Origin of the sequence: Neobacillus drentensis (assembly GCF_036966985.1) — a bacterium.
Taxonomy (GTDB): Bacteria; Bacillota; Bacilli; order Bacillales; family Cytobacillaceae; genus Neobacillus; species Neobacillus drentensis_E.
Window position 1 is genome coordinate 1 of the sequence record NZ_JBALSN010000388.1, and the last position, 5,800, is coordinate 5,800.

Below are 5,800 nucleotides of genomic sequence, written 5' to 3' on the forward strand. Positions count from 1 at the left end.
TCCCGCAGGAGTCTTCGCGCCTTCCGCTCCAATCAACAGGGTGCCAAAATAAATTATAAGCTTTAACATAGCCAATATAAAAAAGGCAGGTTCTTTTTAGAAAACCTGGCCCTTTTTTATAGTATATGTTAAACCGCTTTCTGAATCAAAAGCCCTCCATTGCCCTTCTGACTCTCTTATTTGTGAAGAAATCGGTACGGCAAGAAAATAAAAATCATCAAAATAAAAGCGGATATGTGTCCCATCTGGACAAAACTGTACTTTTTTTACTACTTTCTTTACTGCAGGTGCTTGGTCTCCACCCTCAGCATCTTGAATGGCTACCTCAACTGGTACTCCAACAAACTGGCTCACATCTTCTAACTTAATGAGTTCCACAGCTGTTACATCCTCTCTTCACAGGATAGATGAACATCTTATATCCTTGCAGATACTCCCAAAACTTCTCATCGGCATGTTCTTCGATAAATTGAATCGTATCATCTTCCGAACCCCAGTCACTCATTCCTTTTATTTCTGCAATAACCATCTCAGCCCCATCAAGGGTTTTTTCTTCAAGAAACCAATTTAGACGTTTTTTCGCAAACGTATTCTTTAACAACTTTTCAATTTCAGCTGTAAAATCGCCTGCTAACGGACGGACAAAACAAAAATCAATATACGTCTCACTAGTCATTGACATTCACACCTTTTTTATAGATAAGGAATGTGATTGGGAATAAAATCACGTTGCTCACCGCGGCTATGATCGTATTGGTATAATTTTCGTAGAAATATTGATGAACCATATATTGAGTAAAGATAATGTTTAACATCAAAACCGCTAAAAGAAAGGCGACAGGCAGGTAACTACGCTTCATAACGTTTCACCCCCACGGCATATACTACACCGTTTTCTACTTTTACATAAATTTCAGGAAGCGGACGTCGCGGCGGTCCTGCGATTGGCGCACCCGTTTCCACATCAAATTTTCCGTGATGGCAAGGGCAAAGCATTTCTCCTTCATCTTTTTTCCAAAATACAGGACATCTTAAGTGGGTACACGCATTTTGGTAGGCTACATATTTATTTTCAGATAATCGAATTAAGATCGCACTGTCATGTTCACCAGGAAAGGCAAAGTCAACTGCATCTCCTACAGGCAAAGAATTAACATTAGTAATTTTTTGCTTTGGATATTTTTTATCTCCCAATCCGGTTAATTCTTTTGCAGCTAATGCTCCCCAAGGAAGAGAGGAAACAGCAAATACTCCTGCTGCTCCAACTAATGTTTTCATAAAGCCGCGCCGGTCAAGTTTTCTTTCATTGTTGCGGTTAATATTATGGGTATAATTATCTTCATTGAACGGGATTTTATTATTTTTTTCTGTCATGTTCATCCCTCCTAAAACAGTTTCGTGACGCCCTGCAGAATACCAGGCAGGTTCACTTTTACATTTGTTTCGCCTTCTAAATAAGGCATACTTGTAACCCATTTTCCGTTACCTAGGTTAAATTGCTTTTGTTTCGCTTCTATCTCTTCATCTGTCAGCCATTGTAATGTATTCGATGGACATACGCTCGCACACATTGGCGGAATGCCGTCCTTTGTCCGGTCAATACAAAGATCACACTTGTACATTAAATTTTGCTCTGTATCAAACTTTGGTATTCCATATGGACACGCAATTGTACAGTTTTGGCAGCCAATACACTTTTCCACAAGAGCCGATAGCACGGCACCTGTTTCATGGATTTGAATGGCTTGGGCTGGACAACTTCTAGCACAAGCAGGATTTACGCAGTGCAGGCACATAAGAGGCATGGTTTGACGGTTAACAAGCGGGTTCACATCGTAAACATAGTTACGGTTACGTTCTTCATGCCCACCACACTGTGTACAAGCCGCCAAACATGAACGGCACCCTATACAGTTTTCAAGTTCAAGATATAGCCTCTTTTTCATTTACTGCACCTTCTTCATTTCTAGTTTTTCAATCTGAGCGGCACACGCTTTAAATTCCGGCATCCGTGACATCGGGTCAAGCGCTGGAATGGTTAATAGATTAATAGATTTCTCATGGCCAAAATGGTACGGAACAAAAACGGTATCTTTTCGAATCGCTTCTGTGATTTTCACTTTATAATCAGCCTCTCCTCTACGTGTAAAGAGGCGTACAAATTCTTCATGTTCAATTTTATATTTTGCAGCTGTTTCTGGATGTACTTCTACATAAGGCTCTGGGCACATATCCCGTAAAAACTGAATGCGGCGAGTTTGATTCCCAGAAAGATAATGGTAGACAACACGTCCGGTTGTTAAGCGTAATGGATATTCCGCGCACGGCTCTTCAGCAGGCGGACGGTATGGTAAGGCACAAATTTTTGCTTTTCCATCTGGATGGTAGAATTTTTTATCTAAGAACATGTGCGGTGTTCCTGGATCATTTTCATCTTTACATGGCCAGAACACTCCATCTTGCTTGTCGATTTTGTCCCATGTTGCTCCGTAATAATCGGCATAACCGCCCTTAGATGCTAGACGGAATTCATCAGCCACATCTCTCGCCGTTTTCAAGTGGGAGAAATATTTGCCCCTGCCCAGGTACTCTGCTAACTCTGCTTGAATCTGCCAATCTGGCTTTGATTCACCAACTGGTTCTTGCGCTTTATTAATTTTAATAATCCGGCCTTCTAAATTGGTTACCGTCCCTTCATCCTCCGACCATGTAACGGTTGGAAGGATAACATCCGCAAATTCTGCGGATTCGGAAAGATAGAAGTCTGCACAAACCATAAAGTCTAAGCCTTTTAAAGCTTTGCGGACAAAGTTTAAGTTTGGTGCGGATACTGCTGGGTTGGAGCAGAGCAAATACAAACCTCTGATTGTTTTTTCCTTCATTAGTTCGAACATTTCATATGCAGAAACACCAGGCTGCGGCATTTCTTCAGGTGTAATTCCCCAAACCTTACATACTTCTTCTACATGCTTCGGATTGGTAATTTTACGATAACCTGGAAGCAAATCAGATTTTTGACCATGCTCACGTCCGCCTTGACCATTACCCTGCCCTGTAAATGTTGCTACTCCCGCTTTTGGACGGCCAATTTTTCCTGTAACTAATGCCATATTCGTGTAGGCTGAAACATTATCGACACCTTTATGCTGCTGTTCAATACCACGCGCAAACATGACAATGGCATTTGGTGCTTTTCCGTAGATTTCAGCGGCACGAATAATTTTTTCTGGAGCCACTCCAGTAAGTTCACTTGTATATTCTGGTGTAAATTCTTTCACCAATTCTTTTGTTTCTTCAAAGCCATTCGTATGATTGTTAACGAATTCTTCATCTGCATATCCGTTTTGAATAAGTAAGTTGAGAATACCATTTGCTAAGGCAAGGTCTGTCCCTGGACGCAAATCCAAGTGAACATCCGCTCTTCTTGCAATCGGGGTTTCACGAGGGTCAGCTACAATTAGGTAACCTCCTCTTTCCTGAACAGCCCATACTCTGAACATTGAGGTTGGGTGACACTCAGCCGTATTGCTTCCAGCGATGAATAAGCAATCTGTTTCATGGAGATCTGTCCATGGTAAGGTTGAACCTCGGTCAACTCCAAAAGAGCGAAGGAATCCACCGGCAGCACTTGACATACAGAAGCGGCCATTATAATCAATGTAGCGTGTTTGCAATCCAACCCTTGCAAACTTTCCTGTCAAATAACATTTTTCATTTGTCATCGATACACCACTGAATACTGACAATGTATCTTTTCCGTAATTATTTTGAAGCTCTGCAAACTTCTTAGCAATTAAGCTGTAGGCTTCATCCCAACTGGCTTCACGAAAGCCTTCTTTTGTACCCTTAAGTGATGCATCATCGCGGATTAATGGTTTTAAAATCCGATCATCATGGTTGGTTTGCTGGTAGGCTGTAACCCCTTTAGGGCACATTTTTCCGACGTTTACCGGCCAATCATACCGTGGTTCTACCCCGATGATTTTATTTGTTTTTGTATTTACACGCAGGTTCATTCCACATTGCATCCCACAGTAACTGCAGTGTGTTTTTACGAGCGTTTCATTTGGATGACGAAGATTTTCTATTTCTTTAAAAAATTTATCCCTTTGCATTCTGGTTTGCCTCCTTGACCTTAACTTGATGTGTTGCGAAGCCTGAGAATCTTGAGATTCTATATTTTCTGCGACATGGCAGACATAGTTCTGCAAGATTAAAACCATCCTGCATGTTAAATTCCATTTCATTAACACCTAAAACTTGAATAACATCATTCGATTGTTCCACTGATACAAAATGGTCTCCGCATACTTTACATTCCTTCATATGTTGTTCTCCATAATGTTCACGGTAATTTCTTGCAAATACACTCATTGGACGGAATGGAATATGGGCAAGCTTTCCGAATGGCAGGTAAATGAGTGTCACAATAACTGAAAATTGATGAATCAGTGACATTTGCGGCTGCATCCAGCCATGTAGGAATACGTTTTGGACCGTTAATAAAAGTCCAGTAACAGAAATAAACAATAATAGATACAGCGGTAAGAAATCATACATAAACTTTTGTTCTGCTCTGGCTTGCATGTTTTTTAAGCGGCGGTTTAGAGCCATACATACTCCAGCTGTAACCATAATCGCTGCAATATTAAGTGCGTTATAGGATAACCAAGCGATGATTCCATCTGCTTTCACGTTCATTACATTCATTCCAAATAACACTATGGTATAGTAGCCATTGGCTTCCATCGTAAAATACATCCAGCTGAACACTAGCGGGAAGGTTACCAAGCACGCAAGGACACAGCCCCAACCGATTAAAATGTGCTGCACCCAGCGGTACATCCCACGATTCCGGATGAAATCATAAATAGCTAAATGATTTACAGCAGTTTTAGGTGTACTTTTTCGAAATAATAACTTTAAGCCTTTTTTGATAAAAATTTTGGTAGGCGGTCTTTCTCCCCACGCAATAAAGCGGTAGAAAAATCCCCCGATAAATACAATGGTTCCTACCATATATCCATAAAGATTTAAGTCAACATGTGTAAACATTCTTGTACCGATAAACGTTAAAATCGCAAGTCCAACAACCGTCAGAAACATTGATTTAGCAAAATGAGATGCAAACGCATCATTGACCGATCGCTCTTGTTTTTTAGTCATTGAAATATTGGCTTCCATTGGAGTTCCTCCTAAATAAAAATAACACTACCGTTTTTTCATACTCTAATTGTAAGAAAAACGGCAGTGTTATAAATATCAGGGAGTTCCCCCATTATGGGGGGAAAAAACCCCTAGAAATGTTATTTTAGACAAATGTCTGTCACATTTAGTTATGGAGCTTATTTTGAATGTATTTTTTTCGCCAAGAATACAAAAGTAATAGCAGGAAGATTCCAACTTGAAGTGAGAAAAGTACTGCATCCCAAAAAGCTAAACTTGTTGGCAAACGTCCAAACCCTGGGAGTAATTGCTTTCCAGCAAAGATGATTTCTGGAATATAATATTTGAAAAATAAAAATATCGTAACTGCTACTCCAAGAAAATAAAAGATTGAATAAAGAAACACAATCTTTTTCTCATCAAAAAAAACAACTTCTTCACTCTTTTTTGATTTTAGAAATGAAATATGATTTCTAATTTTCTGTTGGGCATTCTCCATTAAATTATAACATCCAGACACATTTTCAAAGACGTAGTATAAATCAGTCTTCATATAAAAACAGAATTGAAATATGATTCTAATAACAATATCAAAAATAGCTAAATTCATTAAACCATCGGTAATACCTGTAAT

General features: G+C 39.6%; 7 protein-coding genes and 1 pseudogene. All 8 read right to left on the reverse strand.

Features of this window, described 5'->3' with window-relative positions; all coding sequences use genetic code 11:
- Positions 1–96: 96 nt before the first annotated feature.
- The gene (locus tag V7659_RS22860) at positions 97–378 is read right to left on the reverse strand and encodes a hypothetical protein (protein ID WP_335542478.1); all 282 of its coding nucleotides are present in this window, start codon (positions 376–378) and stop codon (positions 97–99) included.
- On the reverse strand, positions 365–676 hold the full coding sequence (locus V7659_RS22865) for a hypothetical protein (RefSeq protein WP_335542479.1): 312 nt from the start codon (positions 674–676) through the stop codon (positions 365–367). The genes V7659_RS22860 and V7659_RS22865 overlap by 14 nt, the downstream gene beginning before the upstream one ends.
- Positions 669–860, reverse strand: coding sequence for a hypothetical protein (locus V7659_RS22870; protein ID WP_335542480.1), 192 nt, complete (start codon positions 858–860; stop codon positions 669–671). The genes V7659_RS22865 and V7659_RS22870 overlap by 8 nt, the downstream gene beginning before the upstream one ends.
- The gene (locus V7659_RS22875; RefSeq protein WP_335542481.1) at positions 850–1,374 is read right to left on the reverse strand and encodes a Rieske 2Fe-2S domain-containing protein; all 525 of its coding nucleotides are present in this window, start codon (positions 1,372–1,374) and stop codon (positions 850–852) included. Before V7659_RS22875 ends, V7659_RS22870 begins: the two co-directional genes overlap by 11 nt.
- Positions 1,375–1,385: 11 nt before the next feature.
- Positions 1,386–1,946 (reverse strand): 4Fe-4S dicluster domain-containing protein, encoded by a 561-nt coding sequence (locus tag V7659_RS22880; RefSeq protein WP_335542482.1) that lies wholly within the window; start codon positions 1,944–1,946, stop codon positions 1,386–1,388.
- Positions 1,947–4,115, reverse strand: a complete 2,169-nt coding sequence (locus tag V7659_RS22885) for a molybdopterin oxidoreductase family protein (protein ID WP_335542483.1) — start codon at positions 4,113–4,115, stop codon at positions 1,947–1,949.
- A complete protein-coding gene (locus tag V7659_RS22890) occupies positions 4,102–5,184 on the reverse strand; it encodes a hypothetical protein (protein ID WP_335542484.1) in 1,083 nt (360 codons plus the stop codon). Before V7659_RS22890 ends, V7659_RS22885 begins: the two co-directional genes overlap by 14 nt.
- A gap of 148 nt (positions 5,185–5,332) precedes the next feature.
- A pseudogene (locus V7659_RS22895) lies at positions 5,333–5,800 on the reverse strand (hypothetical protein); the annotation flags it as partial.

Bases quoted from the DNA above. Each gene is read 5' to 3' on its own strand.
- V7659_RS22870 (WP_335542480.1), bottom strand. From the start codon at position 860: ATGAAGCGTAGTTACCTGCCTGTCGCCTTTCTTTTAGCGGTTTTGATG.
- V7659_RS22880 (WP_335542482.1), bottom strand. From the start codon at position 1,946: ATGAAAAAGAGGCTATATCTTGAACTTGAAAACTGTATAGGGTGCCGT.
- V7659_RS22885 (WP_335542483.1), bottom strand. From the start codon at position 4,115: ATGCAAAGGGATAAATTTTTTAAAGAAATAGAAAATCTTCGTCATCCA.
- V7659_RS22890 (WP_335542484.1), bottom strand. From the start codon at position 5,184: ATGGAAGCCAATATTTCAATGACTAAAAAACAAGAGCGATCGGTCAAT.
- V7659_RS22875 (WP_335542481.1), bottom strand. From the start codon at position 1,374: ATGACAGAAAAAAATAATAAAATCCCGTTCAATGAAGATAATTATACC.
- V7659_RS22865 (WP_335542479.1), bottom strand. From the start codon at position 676: ATGACTAGTGAGACGTATATTGATTTTTGTTTTGTCCGTCCGTTAGCA.